At 38.7% G+C, this 22,082-nt stretch carries 22 protein-coding genes; 17 read left to right on the forward strand and 5 right to left on the reverse strand.

Going from position 1 to position 22,082, the window contains the following annotated elements; translation table 11 throughout:
- Positions 1-586 precede the first annotated feature (586 nt).
- The 5 genes from AC2G3J_RS12435 to AC2G3J_RS12455 all read left to right on the forward strand — a co-directional run bounded on the left by AC2G3J_RS12435 (position 587) and on the right by AC2G3J_RS12455 (position 3,291).
- On the forward strand, positions 587-901 hold the full coding sequence (locus tag AC2G3J_RS12435; RefSeq protein ID WP_419329207.1) for a hypothetical protein: 315 nt from the start codon (positions 587-589) through the stop codon (positions 899-901).
- A complete protein-coding gene (locus tag AC2G3J_RS12440) occupies positions 894-1,412 on the forward strand; it encodes a PAAR domain-containing protein (protein WP_419329208.1) in 519 nt (172 codons plus the stop codon). The genes AC2G3J_RS12435 and AC2G3J_RS12440 overlap by 8 nt, the downstream gene beginning before the upstream one ends.
- Positions 1,406-2,155 (forward strand): hypothetical protein, encoded by a 750-nt coding sequence (locus tag AC2G3J_RS12445; RefSeq protein WP_419329209.1) that lies wholly within the window; start codon positions 1,406-1,408, stop codon positions 2,153-2,155. Before AC2G3J_RS12440 ends, AC2G3J_RS12445 begins: the two co-directional genes overlap by 7 nt.
- Complete coding sequence (locus tag AC2G3J_RS12450; protein WP_419329210.1) at positions 2,156-2,500, forward strand: hypothetical protein; 345 nt, start codon at positions 2,156-2,158, stop codon at positions 2,498-2,500.
- A gap of 437 nt (positions 2,501-2,937) precedes the next feature.
- Positions 2,938-3,291 carry a hypothetical protein gene (locus AC2G3J_RS12455; protein ID WP_419329211.1) on the forward strand — a complete coding sequence of 118 codons (354 nt, stop codon included), beginning with the start codon at positions 2,938-2,940 and terminating at the stop codon, positions 3,289-3,291.
- Positions 3,292-3,358: 67 nt separating this feature from the next.
- Here AC2G3J_RS12455 and AC2G3J_RS12460 read toward each other — a convergent pair whose 3' ends face one another.
- From AC2G3J_RS12460 to AC2G3J_RS12470, 3 genes are all read right to left on the reverse strand, one after another.
- Entirely contained in the window at positions 3,359-5,155 is a 1,797-nt protein-coding gene (locus tag AC2G3J_RS12460) for a sigma-54-dependent Fis family transcriptional regulator (protein ID WP_483770062.1), read from the reverse strand.
- Positions 5,156-5,410: 255 nt separating this feature from the next.
- Complete coding sequence (locus AC2G3J_RS12465) at positions 5,411-6,106, reverse strand: LrgB family protein (protein WP_483770063.1); 696 nt, start codon at positions 6,104-6,106, stop codon at positions 5,411-5,413.
- A complete protein-coding gene (locus tag AC2G3J_RS12470) occupies positions 6,103-6,495 on the reverse strand; it encodes a CidA/LrgA family protein (protein ID WP_483771078.1) in 393 nt (130 codons plus the stop codon). Before AC2G3J_RS12470 ends, AC2G3J_RS12465 begins: the two co-directional genes overlap by 4 nt.
- A 410-nt stretch (positions 6,496-6,905) precedes the next feature.
- Here AC2G3J_RS12470 and AC2G3J_RS12475 point away from each other — a divergent pair, with 410 nt between their 5' ends.
- Genes AC2G3J_RS12475 through AC2G3J_RS12485 form a run of 3 tightly spaced genes read left to right on the forward strand, consistent with a single transcriptional unit; the run spans position 6,906 to position 9,497 of the window.
- Positions 6,906-8,363, forward strand: coding sequence for a cytochrome ubiquinol oxidase subunit I (locus AC2G3J_RS12475; RefSeq protein ID WP_483770064.1), 1,458 nt, complete (start codon positions 6,906-6,908; stop codon positions 8,361-8,363).
- A complete protein-coding gene (gene cydB, locus AC2G3J_RS12480) occupies positions 8,356-9,360 on the forward strand; it encodes a cytochrome d ubiquinol oxidase subunit II (protein ID WP_419329217.1) in 1,005 nt (334 codons plus the stop codon). Before AC2G3J_RS12475 ends, cydB begins: the two co-directional genes overlap by 8 nt.
- A 14-nt stretch (positions 9,361-9,374) precedes the next feature.
- Positions 9,375-9,497: a DUF2474 family protein gene (locus AC2G3J_RS12485; protein ID WP_004721553.1), complete on the forward strand. Its 123-nt coding sequence runs from the start codon at positions 9,375-9,377 to the stop codon at positions 9,495-9,497.
- 586 nt (positions 9,498-10,083) lie between these two features.
- Here the strand turns inward: AC2G3J_RS12485 and AC2G3J_RS12490 are convergent.
- Positions 10,084-11,349, reverse strand: coding sequence for an OprD family outer membrane porin (locus AC2G3J_RS12490; protein WP_483770065.1), 1,266 nt, complete (start codon positions 11,347-11,349; stop codon positions 10,084-10,086).
- Between the two features lie 550 nt (positions 11,350-11,899).
- On the opposite strand from AC2G3J_RS12490, the gene catA reads away from it, so the two are divergent.
- The 3 genes from catA to AC2G3J_RS12505 all read left to right on the forward strand — a co-directional run bounded on the left by catA (position 11,900) and on the right by AC2G3J_RS12505 (position 15,748).
- The gene (gene catA, locus AC2G3J_RS12495; RefSeq protein WP_336954088.1) at positions 11,900-12,844 is read left to right on the forward strand and encodes a catechol 1,2-dioxygenase; all 945 of its coding nucleotides are present in this window, start codon (positions 11,900-11,902) and stop codon (positions 12,842-12,844) included.
- Positions 12,845-12,929: 85 nt separating this feature from the next.
- Complete coding sequence (locus tag AC2G3J_RS12500) at positions 12,930-14,186, forward strand: GTPase (RefSeq protein ID WP_483770066.1); 1,257 nt, start codon at positions 12,930-12,932, stop codon at positions 14,184-14,186.
- Positions 14,186-15,748: a dynamin family protein gene (locus AC2G3J_RS12505; protein ID WP_419820608.1), complete on the forward strand. Its 1,563-nt coding sequence runs from the start codon at positions 14,186-14,188 to the stop codon at positions 15,746-15,748. The genes AC2G3J_RS12500 and AC2G3J_RS12505 overlap by 1 nt, the downstream gene beginning before the upstream one ends.
- Positions 15,749-15,915: 167 nt before the next feature.
- Here the strand turns inward: AC2G3J_RS12505 and catM are convergent, their stop codons facing one another.
- Positions 15,916-16,833 (reverse strand): cis,cis-muconate-binding transcription regulator CatM, encoded by a 918-nt coding sequence (gene catM, locus AC2G3J_RS12510; RefSeq protein WP_034617960.1) that lies wholly within the window; start codon positions 16,831-16,833, stop codon positions 15,916-15,918.
- 118 nt (positions 16,834-16,951) lie between these two features.
- Between catM and AC2G3J_RS12515 the strand changes: the two genes are divergently transcribed.
- The 6 genes from AC2G3J_RS12515 (at position 16,952) to pcaD (ending at position 21,997) form a co-directional block, all read left to right on the forward strand.
- Positions 16,952-18,061, forward strand: a complete 1,110-nt coding sequence (locus tag AC2G3J_RS12515; RefSeq protein WP_419360190.1) for a muconate/chloromuconate family cycloisomerase — start codon at positions 16,952-16,954, stop codon at positions 18,059-18,061.
- A 14-nt stretch (positions 18,062-18,075) separates the two neighbouring features.
- Positions 18,076-18,366, forward strand: coding sequence for a muconolactone Delta-isomerase (gene catC, locus AC2G3J_RS12520; protein WP_004820442.1), 291 nt, complete (start codon positions 18,076-18,078; stop codon positions 18,364-18,366).
- A 136-nt stretch (positions 18,367-18,502) separates the two neighbouring features.
- Positions 18,503-19,186, forward strand: a complete 684-nt coding sequence (locus AC2G3J_RS12525; protein WP_327858467.1) for a 3-oxoacid CoA-transferase subunit A — start codon at positions 18,503-18,505, stop codon at positions 19,184-19,186.
- A 2-nt stretch (positions 19,187-19,188) separates the two neighbouring features.
- A complete protein-coding gene (locus AC2G3J_RS12530) occupies positions 19,189-19,836 on the forward strand; it encodes a 3-oxoacid CoA-transferase subunit B (RefSeq protein ID WP_483770067.1) in 648 nt (215 codons plus the stop codon).
- A gap of 138 nt (positions 19,837-19,974) precedes the next feature.
- A complete protein-coding gene (gene pcaF / locus AC2G3J_RS12535; protein ID WP_483770068.1) occupies positions 19,975-21,189 on the forward strand; it encodes a 3-oxoadipyl-CoA thiolase in 1,215 nt (404 codons plus the stop codon).
- Positions 21,190-21,199: 10 nt separating this feature from the next.
- Complete coding sequence (gene pcaD, locus AC2G3J_RS12540; protein ID WP_483770069.1) at positions 21,200-21,997, forward strand: 3-oxoadipate enol-lactonase; 798 nt, start codon at positions 21,200-21,202, stop codon at positions 21,995-21,997.
- Positions 21,998-22,082: the final 85 nt, after the last annotated feature.

Here is a 22,082-nt window from a genome sequence, read left to right on the forward strand (position 1 = left end):
AATTTTGAATCAAAAATCAATCGATTTATCCATGACGAATCGACCATCTACTACACTTAATAAATCGATTGATAGATTTGTTTTAATCAAATATGAGCCATAGAATATTTGCAGTTAGCGTGCCAATATTTTTATAATTAATAATCATATACTTAAAATAATGTTACCTTTCCAATGTCCAATAAATGGACAGCATTGAGAATACACTGTCCAATCAATGGACAATCACTGGAAGCCTAAAACAAGGATGAGGGTTAGCGATGTTGACGAGTAGATGAAATATTCTCTAAACAATTAAATATGGCGTTTGTTGAACTGGCCGTGAACGATAAAGCGAAATTATGTTAATAAGACAAAAATTAAAATATAAGTTATTAAAAACATAATATATGACTAATCCTTAAATTTACTATTTTAATAAATCGTAAGATCAGAACATGAAAGCTATAACGAAGACTGCCATGAATTTGAGTAAATAAATCCAAATTATTAAATATAATTAAAAATTCAATTAAATTTGTCTTAATATAAGGTTTTATGTTTTAATCTCTATGTTCTTCATTCAATAACAATAATTGGACTCAGTATGACGAAACCTAAATTTTTACATGAATTACCAATTGAACAGTTAAAACAGATGTCTCAACAAGACATAAAGCAAACAATAAAAGCAGAACAGCTTTATTTTCGGCATAGGCCTAAAAAGATCTATTACCTTGCGGTAAATGGAGCTAAAAGCAAAAATGGTGGATTAGTTAAAGCGAGTGCATTGGTAGGAAGCTTCTTAGAGAATGGTGATGAGATTATCCATAGCCCTAACAACTCTGTAGCTATAAATATCTTTATCGGTAATAAGGCCCCAGAAGGCTTTTTGTACCAAGAAGGTGTTAATCATGGCTAAAGGTTTTGCAATTCATAACTCTATGACAAATCATGGAGGAATCATCCAAGCAACACAACAACGAACATCCCAAATGGGAAACCTATTTCTACGTGCTGGAGATGGTCACTTTTGCCCTAAGTGCAAATGTTGGTCTGAAATTGTTAAAAGCCATGATCATATTATTATGGATGGCAAAGCTGTTGCTTATGTTGATGACTTATTGACTTGTGGAGCTAAAATTTTACCTAAACAAGATCATGTTGTTGGAATAAGTCAAGGGGAAAACTATAGTAAGAATACAAATTCATCAAGCTTTTTAGCTCAAGGCTTAACTCTATATTCAGGTCAATATCAGTTAGTAAATAATTCAAATAATCAACCTTATAGCAATGTAAAATACATTGTTATCTATGCTGATGGTCATACTATTGAAGGTGTCACTGATGAAAATGGCATGACAGAAAAACTAGAACTTACAGAAAAAGCAGAAGATATTGAAATTAAACTTTTTGAGGCTGATTCATGGTAGATCGATATCAGACTACAACAACCAAAATTGCAAAAGTAGAAATTGTAAAATTAAAATCACCTATCCGCCTTATTATTTATGGTGGATCAAGGAAATCAAGTGATAATTCAGCATTTTTACATGCATCTAAAAACGTAATTAAAGATTATAAAAATGATTTACCTGTCAAAAGCTTTTTTATAAATAATGGTTCTAGGTCAGTGATTAGTGCATTAGAAACTCAAGAAAATAATACTGTTCAATCTCTTGATCTGTTTTGTCATGGCGATTCTGATGGACTTTACTATATTCTAGGCGCATCTTTAGATAAGACAATAACTCGCGAAGGGGTATTCAAGGGGAAGTTAGCGGCCAATATTTATAAAACTGTAATGATGGCTATTTGGCGAGGCTATGACTTTGATGGTAATCGAATTAAAAATCAAGCTGCTATTTCGAGCCTAAAACTTAGCGTATTTACAGAGCAGTCTAAAATTGAAATTCATGGCTGTAATACAGGTCGTGGCGACGATTGCTTTGCTTCTGAGCTATCATCCCAGCTATATAAGGCTGGGAAAAAACAAGGTGTTGTTATAGCACATGCTACATCGGCTAATCCAAATATTGATGGCACAACTACAGCCTCAGAGCAAGATTATCGACATGGTACTCGAATTATCTATTACAGAGGTAAAGCAGTTAAAACTGTAACAAATTCGGGGCGTATCACCGCAAATACTATAAAGGAAGCATTAGGTGGATAAATGTTAGGTTTAGAACTATCAGAAGCTCAATATTGGATTAATGTTTATGGCATTATTTTTTCTATATTAGTTATATCTCTGTCAATTAATTTTACCTTTTTTATTAACGACAAAATCAATAGATTCCTCTCAATCTTGATCTGTACTGCAATTATCACTCGTATCATAAATAGAGTCTTTGCTATTTCCTATATAGGTTTGATGGAACAAGAGCCATTATTGACTTTTATTTTCAAAGGAACAGATAAAAATATTTTTTCTGGAATGATTCCATTTGGTATCTCTTTAATTGCCTTAATCATCTTAATTGGACGATTAATCTATAACAGAAGAAAGAATATTTAACCTAACAAAAAACAATAGGGAGGCTAAATGGAAAGTTACGATTATTATATTACTGTTTATTCTGTAATTCTCACATTATTCATCGCTTCATTAAGTCTTAACTCTATTTTCTTTATAAAAGATAAAATTAATAAAGTACTCTCTTTTTTTGTCTTTACAGGTGTATATTCTTTAATTTTAAGTTACTTTTTTGAAAAATCTTCAATTGGTTATACACAACAAGAACTTTTACCAACGTTTATTTATAAAGGATATAATTCTCATATATTCCAAGGGAATACATATTTATTAATAACTTTAGTCCTTTTCATTCTATTAATTATAAGACTATTAATTAATAGAAAAACCCACATGGACAAGTAAAGGATAGAGCGTCTTGAATTTTTCAGGCTCTCTTTCAACTGAATTTATAAAAAAAGCTTTAGTATGGTGAAGTCGTGGAAAATTATGAATACTGGATTAACGTTTATTCTGCTGTTTTTTCAATATTAATTATATCTTTAAGCTTAAATTCTATTTTTTTTATAAAAGATAAAATTAATAAAGTTCTCTCTTTTTTTGTATTTACAGGTCTATATTCTTTAATTTTAAGCTACTTTTTTGGAAAAGCATTTATTGGTTACACTCAACAAGAATTGCCTTTTAAATTCATTTTTGAAGGCTATAGGGCTCACATCTTTCATGGAAATATATACCTATTAATAACTTTAGTCCTTTTCATTCTTTTAATTATAAGACTATTAATTAATAGAAAAAACGCACATCGACAAGTAAAGGATAGAGCATCTTGAATTTTTCAGGCTGTATTTCAGCTGAATCTATAAAAAATGCACTAGAGGACTGAATAAAAAATTACAATTAATTGCCAATATATTTATATATCGTTGTTCTTGAAATGTTTAAGCGTTTCGCTGTCCTTGCGATATTGCCATTTTCTTCTTGTAACACCTGCACAATCATTTGCTTGGTCAAGCTATTTAAGTTTTTATTTTCATCTAATATCAGTTGCTCACTTTGTTCATTAATCGCTAAATCAGCTTCAGGTAAATATAAATGATTTAAAATTTCACTGTCTTTAAACGCTGCGGATAGCTTCACCACATGAATTAATTCACGAATATTTCCTTCCCATGTGTGCCTATTAAATTGTTGTTCTACATGGCTCGACCATTGCGCTATGCCGAATTGATCCAGAACATGATGTAAAATGACCTGTTTATCTTGACGTAAGCGTAAGGGTTGTAAATGTACCTGAAAACCGCAAATACGATAATATAAATCACGGCGGAATGACTGCTGTTGTATTTTATTTTTTAAATCCTGATGTGTTGCACATAACAGTTTAAATGCTGATTTGATCGGTTTACGTCCTCCAACTCGATAGAACTGCTGATCTTGTAACACTCTTAAAATTTTCACTTGTAAATGTAAAGGCAAATCACCAATCTCATCGAGAAAGAGTATGCCTTGATCTGCCAGTTCAATTAAACCTTGTTCACCTTGCCGTTTAGCACCTGTAAAAGCGCCGCCTTCATAACCAAATAATTCTGCTTCAAGCAAATGATCTGGTATTGCACCACAATTAATTGAAATAAAAGGCAAATCCACATCAAGCCTCTGATGTAGCTGCTGAGCAAAATGATCCTTACCTGTGCCGGTTTCTCCGGTAATCAATACAGGAATATCGGCTTTTAATGCTTTCAGCGCTTGATCAAGCAAATGCTGTGTCGTGATTTTACTCGTTTTATTCTGCAACTGCCCATTCACACTACGTAGCTGGGCATAAAAAAATGCATGGTCAAAACTTTGAATTAAAAAACAATCACTCGAATTTAATGGATTCAAATGCTCAGTGAGTAAAAAATGATCCATTGGTTGCTGCAACAATTGCTCAATAGAGCAATTCAGCAATTTCAACGCCATTTGGTTGGCTTTGAGGATTTTTCCTGATTGATCCAGTACCATCATGCCCGTATAGGCATTGTCCAGCAAATCTTTGGAATGTTGAAAATAAAGGACCCGTTGATCAGGTTGTAGCGCTGCCTGAATAATCTTATTTTCCAAAATATAACTTTGGTAAAGTAAGTGACGCAACCAATTGCTCGCCAAAAGCCCTTGTGGTGAAGTGATATCTAAAGCGCCGAGCACATCACCACAGCCATTGAATATCGGAACCGATGCACAAGAATAATTTGAAAATTCGTCCAGATAATGTTGATGCCCTGTCATGATCATAGGCTGTTTAGACATCACACTACATGTCGGTGCAATCGCACCAAACACAGAGGGCTCAATAATACGACCCGTGCATAAATAATGATATTGGTCATCTAAATCAGGATTGTGACGTTCAGCAATAATTTTAAGCTGATGATTAATTAAGAAAACGATAACATCCTGTTGCCCAAATAAGCGCCAGACATCATTTAATACACCTTCAGCCAATGCGGCTAATTTTATATCGCCCTGTGAAAGGTCAGCGACAGGAAACTCGTGTAAGTCAGTGATTTTGGAGAAAGGACTTAAGCCCGAATTTTTTGCACTTTCCCAAAGCTGTAAAATAGGTGAATCTCGTTGCACAATCTCTGGTAGTTCTCCAGTATTGTAAAAGTTATATTTGATATTTTGCCAAGAAAATTCAGATAACCCATCCATAAGCCTATTCCAAATCCAGCAGTTGCTTTCGATCATCCCTTTGATGATCCCAATATAAAATCACCCTCTCTAGAATATGACAAGGGCTAAATACAATTAAATATGTAGCGCAAAATCTGCACCATCACAAAATCCCACACTGAGGTTTAAAATAAATATTGATGTAAATCACTTACGTTACACATTGGATACTGTCTTTAGATGCAGTCTAGACTTCATTCTTAAATGTTATTTTTCAATCTAAATAAAATGAAATCAAACAATATGTTTAATCAATGAAATCATAAATGGCGCAAATAACACCATGATGATCCCTGAAATAATCATGGATAGACTGGCAATCACCCCTTCTAACTCATGGCGTTGTCTTGCTCGCGCAATCCCCATCGCATGAGCGGCATTTCCTAGAGCAGCGCCTTGAGCAATACGGTTTTTATAGCGCATCCATAACAGTAAAAAATCACCAAATAACATCCCCACTAAGCCTGTTATGACCGTAAACAAGGGAATTAAACTGATTGAGCCGCCAATCTTTTCAGTCAACTCCAAAGCAAATGGAATAGAAATCGAACGTGCCAAAAGACTATTTTTCAAAATTTCGTCAAAATTGAATATACTTGCCAATAGCCAGCTACTTAAGATCCCCACCAGCATAGACACACTAGAACTGACGATTAAAACGAAAAAATACTGTTTGACGATCGCTCTATAACGAAATACAGGAATCGCAAATGCCACTGTAATTGGTCCTAACATGGCAACCAAATATTGGGTGTATAGGTAATAGTCTTGAAAGCGATGCTGAAATATAAAGATCAAAATAATACTGAGACTCGGTACCACAATAATCGGAGAAAAATATATTTTCTGGGTAAAAACAAATAAGTGCTTTGCCACGAAGTAACACAGTACCGTCCACAGCAAGTAAAAAATCCCCCACAACTCCGTCATTCCACATCATCCTGTTGCAAGAATATTTTCACCATCAACACAGAGCTTGCCATCACCAAAGCGGTACTGAGTAAAATCACCAGAAATATTTTCCAACCACTGATCAAAAGCAATTGCTGATACTGAATCACACCGACCACTGGCGGAATAAAAAACAGTAACAGCTCACCCAACAGAATATCTGCACCTAGACTCACCTTTTCCAAATTGAGCCATTGCATTTGCAATAAAATTAGCAATATAAAAAAACCTAAAACACCTGACGCAATGGGTAAATTCAACAGTTTTTGCAACATATATGCAAAACCCCAAATCGCTATAATCAAGCTGATTTGGTAGCTCGTGCGCTTGATGGTGGTTAACTCAGATATTGTATAAAACACTGTTATTTACATCCGTATATTCATCATGACTCAAGGTAAATTTAACGGTACATACCTTTTTCAACTTAAAATTGAGTGATATATCCGTAGTTTGCAGTGCATTAAAGAAAAAAAATAGCTACAAAAGCAGCCGATAAAAATATAACAGTTTAGCCATTTTTTAAAAATCTGTTATATTTTTTCTCCTCATTTTCTGTACCTACAGCCAATCTAAATTATGGTGCAAGATCATAGGGTCTGTTGAAAGGTCGGCGATAATTGCGACAACGCATGCCATTTATGAAATATCAACAAACCCTAACCATTATTTCTAAGTAGGTAGTTTTTATGGAACGATCTATTGTTTTTTCCAAACTTAATCATGACGGTCATGGGTCTATAGCGATCCAATGCCTCAAGCAACGATGGGGCATGCAATGAGTCTCGGATTAACTGCACTAGAACTGGCAAGAATTCAGTTTGCTTTCACTGTGTCTTTTCACATTATTTTCCCTGCAACCTCTATTGGTTTAGCCTGTTTCCTTGCACTGCTGGAATGGAAATGGTTGCGTACACAAAACCCTGTTTACAAAGACCTATTCAAATACTGGATTAAGATTTTTGCTGTTGCATTTGCTATGGGTGTTGTTTCAGGCATTGTCATGGCCTACCAGTTTGGTACCAACTGGAGTGAGTTCTCGCGTATCTCAGGGAGTGTGACGGGGCCATTACTCACCTATGAGGTTTTAAGCGCATTTTTCTTAGAAGCTGGCTTCTTAGGAATTATGCTTTTTGGTTGGGGCCGAGTCACCGCAAAAGCACATTTTTTTGCCACACTCATGGTCGCTATTGGAACCTGTATTTCAATGTTCTGGATTTTATCCTCCAACAGTTGGATGCAAACACCACAAGGTTTTGCAATTGAAAATGGCATCATTGTCCCGACGGACTGGTGGGCAATTGTATTTAACCCATCATTCCCCTATCGCTTTGCACATATGGCAACTGCTGCATTTTTAGTTTCCTCATTATTGGTTGTAGGCACAGCTGGCTGGCATCTGCTTAAAGGACGCCGTGATGAATTAATTAAAAAATCATTTTCTATGGGTTTATGGATGGTGTTGGTAACCTCTTGTTTACAAGTGGTTATTGGCGACAACCATGGTTTAAACACCTTGAAACACCAACCTGCGAAATTGGCAGCAATTGAAGGACACTGGGAAACCAACCGTGATCACGCGATGCCACTTTTGCTGTTTGCAACACCAGACATGCAACAAGAAAAAAATACGACTGAATTCGGTATTCCCTATTTAGGTAGTTTGATTCTAACCCACTCATTAGATGGCGAAGTTACTGGATTAAAGGATTTTGCAGCTGAAGATCGCCCAAATGTAGCTATCGTATTTTGGAGTTTCCGTGTCATGATAGGTCTTGGCATGTTAATGGTATTGCTATCCTTAACAGCCTTATGGCTACGCAAAAAGAATCGGCTATACGAGTCTACATGGTTTCATAAATTCGCCATTGTGATGGGTCCAACGGGTTATATCGCTTTACTCGCAGGTTGGGTTACTACGGAAGTGGGAAGACAGCCTTGGGTGGTTTATGGCGTGTTGCGTACCAAAGATGCGTTATCGCATACAGTAACAGCAGACCAAGTGGGACTCAGTCTGATCATTTTTGTACTGGTGTATACCGTTGTATTTGGTGCTGGGATTTATTATATGTTCAGACTCATGAAATCTGGACCTGAGTTTTTAACGCGTTTAGATCATGAAATAACCGGTTTAGGGCATTTTAAAACCCCATTACGACCACTCAGTGCTGTGGATGATCCAATCGATGGACAGCAACCGCCGCTAGATCAAAATAAGGAGAAACATCATGATTGATCTCGCTTTAATATGGGTCGGCATTATCGGTTTAGGTGTACTGATTTATGTGGTGATGGATGGCTTTGATTTAGGTATTGGAATTCTCTTTCCATTTATTCCAGACCGGCAAGAGCGTGATGTCATGATGAATACGGTCGCCCCTGTCTGGGATGGTAACGAAACATGGATGGTGCTTGGCGGTGCGGGATTATTTGCAGCCTTTCCGCTGGTCTATTCTACGGTACTCTCTGCTTTATACCTTCCCATTATCTTTATGGTGGTCGCATTGATTTTCCGTGGTGTTGCCTTCGAGTTCCGCTTTAAAGCAACTCGAACCAAATACTTATGGGATCAAGCCTTTATTTGGGGATCAATCTTATCTAGCTTTTTCCAAGGGGTTATCCTTGGTGCATATATCCAAGGTATTCAAACCACTGCGGGTATTTATAGTGGCGGTGTATGGGATTGGTTTACCCCTTTTTCACTTTTCACTGGTTTAGGTGTTGTGGTCATGTATGCCACTTTAGGTTGTGGCTGGTTGATTTTAAAAACGGAAGCGCGTTTACAAGACATCATGTATACGCTAATGCCAAAGCTGTTAATCACGTTAATGATTATTTTTGCTGCCGTCAGTATCTATACCCCGATCACACATCCTGAAATTGCCCAGCGCTGGTTTGCATCACCAAACCTTATCTATTTCAGCCCTGTGCCTATTTTAGTTGTACTCTTTTCTGGTTTAATTTTACATGCCTGTAAGCAACGACATGAGATCAAACCTTTTGTTTATACGCTGGCATTGGTTTTTCTGGCATTTACTGGATTTGTAATTAGTTTATGGCCAAACATCATTCCACCTTCAGTTTCAATTTGGCAAGCCGCTGCACCAGAATCAAGTCTTAAATTTACCTTGGTCGGTGCGGCAATTCTGATCCCAATTATTATCGCTTATACCTTCTTGTCTTATTGGGTTTTCCGAGACAAAGTCCGTATTGGTGATGAAGGCTATCATTGATCAAGGAGTTTTAGATGAACAAATACATCAAACAACTCAACCCTGCAACATGGTTTATTTTGTTGTGGTGTTTCGGTTTTGCAGCATTGGCTTTAATTGCGGGTTTGTTTAGATTAATGCTTAGTTTTGCCTATTAGGCATATACCTATTGATGATCTGACTAGCGAAGAAAGGATAAGCATTTAACTATGCTTATCCTTATTTATAGCCAAACCACCTAAATATTTATACAACTGATTTGCATCAAGTCATTGATCAGAAATGAAACTTAAGTATTTGTATAAACTTTTAGAAACTGCTGGTTATCAATTCACTTTTTGTGCTTTTGAAGCATAGATACTTATCCTACCGTGGGGCGACAAGGATGTCGCCGTTGAGCGGGGGTATATGAGCAAAAATAAAGCACTGCTTTGTTTGCAGCGCAAGAGCCCTGTTAAACGGAAGATTTTTGTCCCTTTTTATCTCTAAAAAGAGAGGCATCGCCTACGCAAAGATATTTAAACTTTGAATGTAAGGTGTGGCATTGCAAGCTTTTTAGAATCAAACAACTTATTTTCTCCATATAATTGATTTAATTAAAAATATTAATTAAGAGAAATTATATTCTTGTGTCTCAGTTTTTACAGGTTAACTATACTTGGACTCTTAAATATCCTGACTGCTAAAGATGATGCCCCTTATTTTTAATAGGGGCATCACTTGATTTATCGGATTAAGCAAAAATTAGAATTTAAAGGTATAGGTTGTGATAAAACGATTTTCCACAAAATCCTTGCCTGGCATATTTCCAACACCATATTTAATATCAGCATCAATATAGCGCCACTCTACCGCAAGACCTTTTAACCATCCTTCTGGAACAGTATAGTTTACAATCAAATTTTTCTCGGTTTCTTTATTATCCTTAAAACCAGCCCGATAAATGTCACTACCATTTAAATAACGCAAAGTTAACTTTAAGCCCGGTAGACCATGATCTTTAAAGTCATAACTATATAAGGCATGCCAAGTGAACTCTTTTGCTTTATAAAAAGCAATTGCAGACCAAGTCTGTAAATATCCTTGCGGAACATAACCATTTAAAAGAGGAATATTGTCCTCACCCATTTGTTTTTGTATACCAGCTAAAAATGTATTTGGGCCATTTTGCACACTCGCTTGTAATCCTAGAGATTGAACATCGATGTTTCCAAAATAAGCATCACCATCCTCTTTATAATTAAAATAGCGCGCATCTACTTTTAGCTTGGTCTCATTGACTTTTTCTGTATAAACCGCGTTGAAATAGTGTTGTTGATAAATATCTTCCAACTGACCAAACCAATATGAACCCGACAAGCTCGGCGTAAATTTATAGTCTAAGCCTATAAAATTTAAACCATCACTTCTTTTATTGGGATCTGTTGAGTTACCTAAAGTGAACTTTCTATATTCATCATCATCTCGGGCATTCACATGGGTAAAACGGCCTGCGGAAAGTTTTAAATTTTGAATGTCTTGACTTTCTAACATTGCTCCTGCATACGTCGTCACCAATTGCCGAGAATCATCAATAAATAAAACCGGTGTTTTTGGGAAAAGCTCACCGACTTTAAGTTCTGTATTTTGGTATTTAACTTTTAAGGTTGCACCTAATTTTAAATAATCTCGTGCTTGTTGAGCTTCGTCTTGATCATATTTAAAAACGGTATCTAAGCGCTCATCATAACGGTCATTTAAACGTAATGCATATTGGAAACCAAAATCTAAACCCACTTGCAAGGGTGTGTCGCTATAACCCGACTCAAAACGTCCAGATGCAGCCTGCGACCAACTCCCCAGATCATTCGTGGTATCTTCGAAGTCGCGCTCAATATAGAAATTACGTAAATAAATACTGGTTTTACTCTCTTCTAAAAACTCAGCATAAGCAGTATCTATACTCAAACATCCAAACAATGTATAAAGTGCAACTCGTTGAGTTCTATAAAGCAAATCTGGCTTTAACATGGGAAATCCTTTCCTGAATATTTGAAATTCTTGTTGTGTAAGTTCTAAGGTGATCTTTGTCTTATCCTCAAGACAAAGACTTTTGTACTCCCTTAAAATACAAATAAATTCAAACCGATATGGTTAAGGGAATTCATCACCACGATCAATTATCGGAATTATTAATGTAATTTTCCATGTACAAAGCGGTATATATTTATACCTTTTACATCATAGCAATGATATTTTAAAATAGATTAATGACTTCCACGTAGTAAACATCTATTAAGAAATTGAATTATAATAATTTATTAATTAATCAACTGCGTATTGAGATTACCATTATCAACAGGTAATTTCATAATAACAATTTTCCCCTTTGCTGAGATAAATATACCTTTTAAGTATTTAAAGATACCGAATTCAGTCTAGATAAGGCTATAACATTCAATTAAGGTATATAGAAGGATTCATCAACGAAGCAATATCAGGAGTGATGCTGGCTCAACTCATAACATCTCTTAAAAGTGATAACGTGATCCAGCATTATGGCAAGATTAAGGAGATAGCCATGACAGCCAATAATATTAGAATTTTCGAGACGGAAGAAGTACAGAATTTCATTAATCTACTCAGCGGACTTGAGCAAGAAGGTGGAAATCCTCGCACTAAGCAAATCGTTCATCGGGTGGTTTCTGACTTATTTAAGACCATTGAAGATTTAGAAATTTCTTCTGATGAATATTGGGCTGCAGTTGCATATTTAAACCAATTAGGCACCAGCCATGAAGCAGGCTTACTTTCTCCTGGTTTAGGCTTTGACCACTTCCTTGATATGCGTATGGATGCAATTGATGCTGCTTTGGGTATTGAGAACCCAACCCCGCGTACCATTGAAGGCCCACTTTATGTCGCAGGTGCCCCTGTTGCACAAGGTTTTGCCCGTATGGATGATGGCAGTGATCCAAATGGTCATACCCTGATTTTACACGGCACGATTTACGCGGCAGATGGCCAACCACTGCCAAATGCACAAGTAGAGATCTGGCATGCCAATACCAAAGGTTTCTATTCCCACTTTGATCCAACTGGCGAACAACAGCCTTTTAACATGCGTCGCACCATTATGACAGATGCTCAAGGTCAATATCGTGTACAAACCATTCTGCCTGCAGGTTATGGCTGTCCACCAGATGGCCCAACTCAACAATTATTGAATCAGTTAGGCCGCCATGGTAATCGCCCTGCACATATTCATTTCTTTGTAACAGCAGAAGGCCATCGCAAATTAACTACGCAAATTAACGTAGCTGGTGACCCATACACTTATGATGACTTCGCCTATGCAACACGTGAAGGTCTTGTGATTGACGCAATCGAACATACTGATGCAGCAACGATTCAAGCCAACGGTGTTGAAGGCCCATTTGCTGAAATGGTATTTGACCTCAAACTCAGTCACCTCGTAGATGGTGTTGATAACAATGTGGTTGACCGCCCTCGCCTACAAGCTTAATACAGCTAAAAGTCATATTGTGAATCTTGAAATCAGGCTAGCTGTAACGGTTTAGCCTGTTTTACTTTATGGAAAAGATATTTAAATGGATATTCATACTTTTGATGCAGCGACTAATCATGTTTTAGCCGCACTTCCTGAATACACGATACCATTGGCTCGGCTACGAGCCATTCTACAGGCAGGCCAATTTCCGACAGTGACAGTGATTGGTAAATATAATCATGGTAAAAGCCGACTGTTAAATGAGCTTATTGGTCAAGATATTTTCTCAGTAGCGGATAAACGAGAAACGGTAGCTCTCTCCGAACATCTGCAACATCATATCCGTTGGTTAGATGCACCAGGTTTAGATGCTGATGTGGCTACAATCGATGATCAACTTGCTCAAGATGCAATGTGGAATAAAGCCGATATTCGCCTAATGGTCCATTCAGTACGTGAGGGTGAGTTTGATCCTTATGAATTACATTTATTCCAGCAATTCGAGCAAGATGCAAAGCAAACTCAACGTCAAAGCTTACTGTTGCTTACCCAAATTGACCAAATTCCAGATCAAACCGTTTTAGCGCAGATTATCGATAGCATTCAAAATCAAGCACCAACTGCAACTGTACTACCTGTATCAGCTACACGGCACCGTCAAGGGATCGAAAATTCCAAACCTATACTGGTACAACGCAGTGGTATCCCCGAACTACAACACATACTTCATCAGATGCTTGAGCAAGTCCCCGCAATACGTCAATTTGAAAAAAAGCAGATCATTGTTGATCTAAAAATGCGCTTATCCCAGCAGCTAGAAAACATTCAAAGTAACATTCAGCAACTGACAGCAAGCTTACAGCAACAACGCCAAAATTTTGAGCGTGATCTCAATCAAATATTAGATAAAGTGAGTCAAGATTTACAGCCGGTCTTACAGATCTCTGGGCAGGATAATTCGCTAGAACCAGATTCTTTTGCCAATATGTATAAAGTGACCGCAGGCAAACGTGATCGTAACCGTATTCAAGTGGCTTATTCTCGTGCCTGTATCGAGATCAATAGCCATTTGGTGCGCTATGGTGTGATTGGTTTACCAGATACGCAAAAAAGTAATGTCCGTAGTCTAGATACGGTCATGGTTGCGGTGATGGGGGTCTCGGTCAAACTGCGTAAAGATCTCAATCTTATTTTTGTCGAAGAATCAGGTCGTGAACGTTTACGTAGTGAATTTGCCCATTATTTTGAATTGTCTTCTGATCGAATGGAGTTGCAACAACAATTACTTAACTTTCAGCAGCAACAGCAGCTCATCATACAAGCCCAGCAGGCATCAACCACTTTGGAGCTGGTATAATGACCGTCCATGATTCCCATGATTCGATTCAGACACTGATTGCGAGCACCCAAGCTTTTGATCAGCAGGAATCCGACATCATGCTACATTTAAATAAGATGCACACTTGGCATCAGCAACTGGCAATCAATCTCAATAAACAACGTATCAATCCGATTGGACTGACATCACATAGTCAGATTGCCCAAGACATTGCAACACTCAATTCGCAGCTTGAAAGTTATCTCAGCCATTGGGAAACACAATTAGAGACACTACATGCCGCCCAATCCATCGCAGATCATTTTGACGACAAGATTATTTTGCTGATTTTCGGAAAATTCAATGCTGGTAAAAGTTCATTCTGTAACGTATTGGCAGAGTGTTTTCATAGGCGTCAGGAAAGCATTGAATATTTTTATCTCGACTCAGGTGAAATTATTAAAAGTCAGGAGCGTTTTAAAGAAGGTGCCACAGAAACCACCACACGCTTACAAGGTGTTTGCTTAGCGGACAATCTCATTTTGCTGGATACTCCAGGACTCCATTCAGTTACGCCTGAAAATGCCGCATTAACTCAACGCTTTATGGATAGTGCAGATGGTGTCCTTTGGCTCAGTAGTTCCTCCTCACCCGGTCAGGTCAAAGAGTTAGCGGCTTTGGGTCAGGAATTACGTAGACATAAACCGTTATTGCCAGTGCTTACACGCAGTGATTATTTTGAAGAAGATGAAGTCGATGGTAATATTTGCCAGATTCTATGCAATAAAACGTCTGACCAACGTTATCTGCAAGAAACCGATGTTTATACTCGTGCTATTGACCAACTGATCGCAATGCAAGTTGATCCTGTACTGTTACAATCACCAATTTCAACCTCCTCTCAGATGTTGAAAAATGCGGATTTCAATGATCAGGCCATGCAAAATGCAGGTTTTAATCGTTTATTTGACGCTCTTCTACATTTAATCCAACCTGCTCTGGCTTATAAACAGCGTAAACCAGCGGAAGCCTTGTTACATCATTTACAAGAGCAAATTCTAGCCCCCTTACAACTTGAGGTTGTGCCACAACTACATCAATTACAACAGCAGCTAAGCAATGCCGTGAGCGCTTTAGCACAACATAAACAACAAATCATTACGCAAACATGGCGCAGTATGATTGCATCCCTGCCAAGCTTATTAGAGCAACATTCCGAACAGCAAGCATTGGATGAATTGTATAGTGAACTGACCCAACAGGCTCAACAGCTTCTATCACAACATATTGCTAATACTTTATCGGATTATCAACTGCAATATCCCCCTCTCAGTCCGTTACAGTTTGCTGAGCATCTGGCTTATGAAGTGATTTATGCCGATGATGCAACCGAGATCTTAGCCATTGGCCATGACCGTTTATATAGCGAGATCTCACATAGTTTGTGGCAAAAGCTTGATCTATATAGCGATGAAGTTATCGCACAATGCCAAGAACTGCTAAGCAATCTTCAAGAGCAAATTGCCACCATCCAGCAAGGCTTAATCAATGACGAACAGGAACTTCAATACATTGCGAATTCATTAAGAATGCAAGGATAAACACCGAAAATGTCATTTTAAAATCATTAACTCAATAGATCTCATTCATAAATCAAAAAAATGATCATGTTGAGTGAATCATATTGATATTGAAAGTCCCTTCTCCCGTTGGGAGAAGGCGAGGATGAAGGGATTTTATATTGATCTCAGTTCAAACATATACTCGATTAATCCCCATCCAGTTGAAGTGGAATCCCTTCTTCTTCAAAGACCTGTCGAATACACTCTAAAATCTTGGGTAAATAAGGGCTTTGATCCATATTTCTCACAGCTAATGAAATAGGACTATAGGCCTCTATATCCAAAATCGGAATATAGACCAGATTTTTCATGCCTATTTCACTGGCGCTTTCAGGAATAATGCATATCCCCTCCCCAGATGAAACCAAGCCCAAAGCCATATGGATTTCTCGAACTTCAACCATATCTTTCGGTACCAAGCCTAATTCGGTAAAAATGGATTGAATCAAGGTTGAAAAATTAGGCTTTTGTGTGGCTGGATAAGAAAAAATAGGTTCATTGATAATTTGCGATAAATAAATACCTTTATCAATATAACTGGTTAAATGATGATTTTTATGCGCGGCTAATTTTAATTTCTCTTTGTATAATAAAATGCGCTTAATCGATGGATCACTAATTCTTAAACGACCAAAGCCTAAATCTATTTTACCGAGTTTGAGTGCTTCGATTTGATCCTTGGTACTGTATTCAATCAGCTCAACCTGAATATCAGGGTTATTTTGACGAAATAAATAAATTACCTGAGGCAATAACGCATACAGCAATGAACTGACATAACCAATACGGACAATTGTATTCATTGAACTAATACGCTTCGCCATAGAGGTAGCTTGCGCAGTATGAGTCAAAATTTGTACCGCATGTTGGTAAAAGAATTGCCCTGCTTCTGTTGTTCTTACTGGACGTGTGCCACGCTCAAATAAAAGAATACCGAGTTCTTCTTCTAACTTTTGAATCTGACGGCTCAAGGGCGGTTGAGCAATACATAGTTTTTCTGCAGCTTTGGTAATACTCTGCTCTTCGACCACCGTAACGAAATAACGAAGATATCTTAATTCCATCTCTATAAATCCCTTTTATATACCTTTTAAGTATCTAAAAATACCAAAATCGGCCTAGTTAAAGATATTACATTAAATTAGGGTATATAAATAGATTGATACTTAAGAAATAACCACGATGTACAAGTCCATAGAAACGCTGTTAATCGAAATTCCAACGATACGTCCTCACAAGATGGCCGTTGCGACAATGCAAACCCAAACCTTGGTCCTGATTAAAATCACGACTGAAGATGGTTTAATTGGCTGGGGTGAAGCGACCACAATTGGCGGTTTAGGTTATGGCGAAGAAAGCCCTGAAAGTGTAAAAACCAATATTGAAACCTATTTTGCACCATTGTTAAAAACACTGTCTGGTGCCAATATTGCCCAAACAATGCAAGTGATCCATCGTAATATCAACGGTAATCGTTTTGCGAAATGTGCTGTTCAAACTGCATTATTAGATATTCAAGCGCAACGTTTAGGTCAACCTCTGAGTGAGATTCTAGGCGGTCGCTTACGTGACAGTATTCCTGTGCTTTGGGTTTTGGCGTCGGGCAATACCGAAAAAGACATTGCCGAAGCAGAAAAAATGATTGCGTTAAAACGCCACAATGTCTTTAAGTTAAAAATCGGTTCACGTCCTGTTGAACAAGATGTTGAGCATGTATTGGCAATCAAAAAAGCCTTGGGTGCAGACATCTCAATTCGTGTAGACGTTAACCGTGCTTGGTCTGAACTGAATGCAATTAAAGGGATTCAAATGCTTCAAGATGGTGGCGTTGACCTGATTGAACAGCCTTGTGCAATACATAATATTGATGCTATGCAACGTCTTAGCCGTAAGTTTGATATCGCGATCATGGCAGATGAGTCGTTAACTGGTCCACAAAGTGCTTATAACTTGGCAAAAAACAATGCAGCCTCAGTTTTTGCGGTAAAAGTTGCGCAATCTGGTGGTCTGATTGAAGCATGCGAAGTTGGCAAAATCGCCAATCTGGCAGGTATTGATCTTTATGGTGGCACTATGCTTGAAGGTCCTGTTGGAACAATTGCCTCAGCACATGCCTTCGCTACATTTAGCAATCTCGCAGCGGGAACTGAATTATTTGGCCCACTGCTACTGACCGAAGAGATTTTAAAAACACCGCTTCAATATGGCAATTTTGAGCTCAAAATTCCAACTGGTCCGGGCCTCGGCATTGAACTAGATGAAGACAAAATCGACAACCTACGTCGTCAATAATTCAAGGAGCTGACATGCTTTTCCAAGTACGAATGGATGTACACATCCCCCTCGATATGCCCGTCGAAAAAGCCAATGAAATTAAAGCAATTGAAAAGGCTTATTCACAAGATTTACAACGTCAAGGGAAATGGCGTCATATCTGGCGTATTACAGGCCAATACTCAAACACCAGTATTTTTGATGTAGAGAGCAATGAAGAACTCCACAATATTTTACAGGGATTGCCTTTATATCCTTATATGAATATCGAAGTGACTGCTTTAAACCGTCATCCGTCTTCAATTCGAGAAGATGACCATTAAGCAGCGGGTGTAAATTCATTGACCAAATAACTGTGAGATAAGTTCTTTCTCACAGTTTTTTAAGTTTCTATACATGTCTATCTTTGCTAATACGGCATGTATAGAAATTTAAAAACATGGATAAAAGGTTCGTCTTATGATTGATAAAAGTAAGCTCTCGTTGTCTGAGGTTCTATCTCAAATCAAAGATGGTGCAACCATTATGATTGGTGGCTTTGGAACAGCAGGACAGCCCGCAGAGCTGATCGATGGGCTGATTGAACTTGGCGTTAAAGATCTGGTGATTGTCAATAACAACGCAGGCAATGGCGATTACGGTCTAGCGAAACTGCTTAAATCAGGTGCAGTCCGTAAAATCATTTGTTCTTTCCCACGTCAGTCTGATTCTTGGGTATTTGATGAACTCTACCATGCAGGCAAGATCGAACTGGAACTGGTTCCTCAAGGTAATCTCGCCTGTCGTATTCAAGCCGCAGGGATGGGTTTAGGTGCAGTCTTTACCCCAACAGGCTTTGGTACATTATTGGCAGATGGTAAAGAAACCCGACATATCGATGGCAAAGACTACGTACTTGAATATCCGATTAAAGCAGACTTTGCACTGATTAAAGCACATCAAGGCGACCGTTGGGGCAACTTGGTTTATAACAAATCAGCACGTAACTTTGGTCCAATTATGGCGATGGCTGCAGATGTCACCATTGCACAGGTTTCAGAGGTGGTTGAACTGGGTCAGCTCGATCCTGAGCATATTATTACCCCAGGAATTTTTGTTCAGCATGTGGTTGCAGTTGATGCAGCCAATGGTAATGGAGAATAACAATGAGCTACCAAAAACTAAGCCGTGACCAAATTGCTGAACGTGTTGCCCAAGATATTCCCGATGGTGCATATGTCAATTTAGGTATTGGTTTACCGACCAAGATTTCAAAATACTTGCCAACAGACAAAGATGTATTCCTGCATTCTGAAAATGGTTTATTGGCTTTTGGTCCTCCACCCGCCAAAGGTGAAGAAGATCCTGAGCTGATTAACGCAGGCAAAGAATATGTCACCATGCTAACGGGTGGCTCGTTTTTCCATCACGGTGATTCTTTTGCCATGATGCGTGGTGGACATTTGGATATTGCTGTATTGGGTGCATTCCAAGTGGCGGCCAATGGCGACCTTGCCAATTGGCATACCGGTGCGGCGGATGCGATTCCTGCGGTAGGTGGTGCAATGGATTTGGCTGTAGGGGCCAAGAAAGTCTTTATCACCACAGACCATGTAACCAAGCAAGGTGAACCTAAGATTGTTGAAGAACTGAGCTATCCTGTGACAGGTAAGCATTGTGTTGATCGTATCTATACTGACTTATGTGTGATTGACGTGACCCCAGAGGGTTTAAAAGTGCTTGAAAAAGTTGCAGGTCTGAGCTTTGAAGAATTACAGGCTTTGACGGGTGCTCCATTGATTGATGCGACATAGGGATAATAAATCCCTCCCTTGCGGAATGATTAAATCTCCCCTAACCCCTCTTTATGAAAGAGGGGAACTTCTTCTTTTACAAAGAGGTGAGCTGCGGTAGTAGCAGCGCAAGGGAGATTATTTAAGGATATAAACAACATGAAAAACGCTTACATCATAGATGCCATCCGTACCCCATTTGGTCGTTATGCCGGTGGTCTTGCGCCAGTCCGTGCAGATGATCTTGGTGCTATTCCAATTCAAGCATTGATACAACGTAATCCAACAGTAGATTGGCAACAAGTCGATGATGTGATTTATGGCTGTGCCAATCAGGCCGGTGAAGACAACCGTAATGTCGGGCGTATGTCAGCATTATTGGCAGGTTTACCTTATCAAGTGCCAGCAACCACTGTGAACCGCCTATGTGGATCATCACTGGATGCGATTGCCATGGCAGCTCGCGCCATTAAAGCCAACGAAGCTGATTTAATCATTGCCGGTGGCGTAGAAAGCATGAGCCGTGCGCCATATGTGATGGGTAAGTCGGACAGTGCTTTTGGACGCAGTCAAAAGATTGAAGACACCACTATGGGCTGGCGCTTTATCAATCCAAAGCTCAAAGAATTGTATGGTGTGGACAGCATGCCACAAACTGCTGAAAACGTGGCAGAGCAATTCAATATTAACCGTGCGGATCAAGATCAGTTTGCGCTAAACAGCCAACAACGTACTGCGGCAGCACAAGCTCAAGGTTTTTTCAAAAATGAGATTGTGCCCGTCACTATTCCCCAGCGTAAAGGTGATGCTGTGCTTGTGGATACCGATGAACATCCACGTGCATCAACGACTTTAGCCGCACTGACAAAACTTAAAGGTGTGGTAAAAGCTGATGGCACGGTCACGGCGGGTAATGCATCGGGAATTAATGATGGTGCAGCGGCCTTATTGATTGCTTCAGATGAAGCTGTAGAAAAATACCAATTAAAACCACGTGGGAAAATTATTGCAGCAACCACTGTGGGGGTTGAACCAAGAATTATGGGCTTTGCACCCGCGCCTGCAATCAAGAAACTGCTTAAACAAGCCGATCTTAGTTTAGCGCAAATGGATGTGATTGAGCTAAATGAAGCCTTTGCTGCCCAAGCTTTGGCTGTCACCCGTGATTTAGGTTTGGCCGATGATGATGCACGCGTCAATCCCAATGGTGGCGCGATTGCTTTAGGTCATCCTTTGGGTGCATCAGGTGCCAGACTGGTGACCACTGCCTTAAATCAACTTGAACAGATCAAAGGTAAATATGCCCTATGTTCAATGTGTATCGGTGTCGGGCAAGGGATTGCACTCATTATTCAACGTGTTGATCAAAATTAAGGAACGAGCAATGCCAACTTTTCAATCAGCGGATGCACAGATTAATTATCAAAGTTTTGGAAACCCTAATTCCCCTGCACTGGTCTTTTCAAATTCCTTAGGGACCAACTATGGCATGTGGCAAAAGCAGTTCAATTATTTTAAAGAACGTTTTTTTGTCATTTGCTATGACACCCGTGGACATGGTTCTTCATCTGCGCCACAAGGTCCTTATACCTTGCCCCAATTGGCTGAAGATGTGATTCGATTACTGGATCATTTAAATATTGAAAAAGCCAGTTTCTGTGGCATTTCTATGGGGGGATTAACAGGTCAATGGTTAGCCATCCATTATCCACAACGATTTAATGCTGTTGTTATCAGTAATACCGCAGCAAAAATTGGACAAGAACAAGCATGGCTAGATCGTGCTCAACTAGTCCGAGAACAAGGTTTAACCAGCATCGCAGCAACCGCTGCATCACGTTGGTTTACAGGTCCCTTTATCCAAAGTCATCCTGCAATTGTCAATAATCTGTGTAACGACTTAAGTGCTGGCAGCGCAATAGGTTATGCCAATTGTTGTGAGGCTTTGGCTAAAGCGGATGTCCGCAATCAACTCAAAGATATCACGATTCCAGTTTTGGTCATTGCAGGGACGCAAGACCCTGTAACTACAGTTGCAGATGGGCAATTTATGCAACAGCACATTCCGCAATCCCAACTTGTGGAAATTCAAGCATCGCATATTTCAAATATTGAATGTCCTGAAGCATTCAATGCTGCACTTGAAAAATTCCTCTCTGAAATTCTTACGACTGAGTTTTGACACTTAATTTTTGACACAGCATAAAGGGATAGAACATATCCCTTTATTTTTTGGCATTTCACCAAGACTTGATAAAGCATATTTA

The organism is Acinetobacter legionensis (assembly GCF_057165765.1).